The sequence below is a fragment of the Arcicella aquatica genome, from assembly GCF_034928825.1.
Taxonomy (GTDB): domain Bacteria; phylum Bacteroidota; class Bacteroidia; order Cytophagales; family Spirosomataceae; genus Arcicella; species Arcicella aquatica.
This window is the reverse complement of the sequence record NZ_JAYFUL010000106.1, coordinates 1-1,016: the sequence shown is the minus strand read 5'-3', so window position 1 is coordinate 1,016 and position 1,016 is coordinate 1. Positions and strand designations below refer to the sequence as shown.

Annotated in this window: 2 protein-coding genes; both read right to left on the bottom strand. The window is 35.2% G+C overall.

What is annotated here, in order from left to right; genetic code table 11:
- Positions 1–12: 12 nt before the first annotated feature.
- Positions 13–330, bottom strand: coding sequence for an integrase core domain-containing protein (locus tag VB264_RS25015; RefSeq protein ID WP_323254137.1), 318 nt, complete (start codon positions 328–330; stop codon positions 13–15).
- Positions 331–429: 99 nt separating this feature from the next.
- The gene (locus tag VB264_RS25010; RefSeq protein ID WP_323254135.1) at positions 430–960 is read right to left on the bottom strand and encodes a sigma factor-like helix-turn-helix DNA-binding protein; all 531 of its coding nucleotides are present in this window, start codon (positions 958–960) and stop codon (positions 430–432) included.
- Positions 961–1,016: the final 56 nt, after the last annotated feature.

Here is a 1,016-nt window from a genome sequence, read left to right as displayed (position 1 = left end):
TGAATTGGTTTGTTAAGTTATACCCAGAGCAAACTTCGTCCAAATTGGATGTTGTTTTTGTGCTTTTTGAATTGGCGTTAAGTTATCAATACCCTGATGTGGTCGTTGGAAATTATATTCCATTTCCCATAATTTAAGCTGATATTTTCGGTCTTCTGAATCGACAAACTGAATTTTGTTAAACAAGTTATCTTTATCTGTTCGATTAGACCTTTCAATAAATCCATTTTTCCAAGGTTTCCCTTTCGGAATAAGAGCATGAATTCGTTCACCTTGTTCAACGGTTTTTGTAAATGTCGTTTTGTAGGTTGAATGATGAGCGTATTTCATGGTAAAACACATTGCATTATCTGTAAAAGTTATAAAAAAGGGGGGAGGTTTTCTAATGACCTCTCATATACTTTGGCAATAGTTTTGCTCTCAAAATTATCACGGTTCGCCGTTGCGATGAATCTCAGAGTATTTAATTCTGGTTGATAGATGAATAATGGATATTTTATACTCGTAGCCCTCATTGCCCTTGATTGCTGGTAAGGTTTGTATGTCCATTTGAGTGCGATGTTTGCCCACGGGAAGTTTTTGGGCTACTTGTACTTTAATAGGTTTGGCTTGGTTAAGTTGAAGACGTTTTAAGACTCTATAAACATTACTTGGATTACTACAAGTGTGTTTACCACTTAACTCAAAAGCAATTCTCACTTTACCATGATGGCTCGTAATCAAGTTCTCTCGATAAGATTTGACATCTGCCTCAAACTCAGGAGTAATACGGCTGATGACTGACTTACGAGTGCAAATAGCATCTAAAACAGTTGCACGGCTTAGCCATTTGCTAATCGTTTTACGAGTAACATTGAATTGATTGGCTAAATGCTCCTGTGTAAATTTATCTGTTGAATATAAATCTTTAATCATTTGTCTTTGCTTAGGTGTTAAGCTTGCGTTGGTATGTATTTTCATAACACAAAATTAATAAATGTAAGACGTGAATGGGTATAACTTAACAAACCAATTCA

What these genes read in the sequence shown, in the direction of transcription:
- VB264_RS25015 (WP_323254137.1), bottom strand. Translation starts at nt 330, where the DNA reads ATGAAATACGCTCATCATTCAACCTACAAAACGACATTTACAAAAACC.
- VB264_RS25010 (WP_323254135.1), bottom strand. Translation starts at nt 960, where the DNA reads ATGAAAATACATACCAACGCAAGCTTAACACCTAAGCAAAGACAAATG.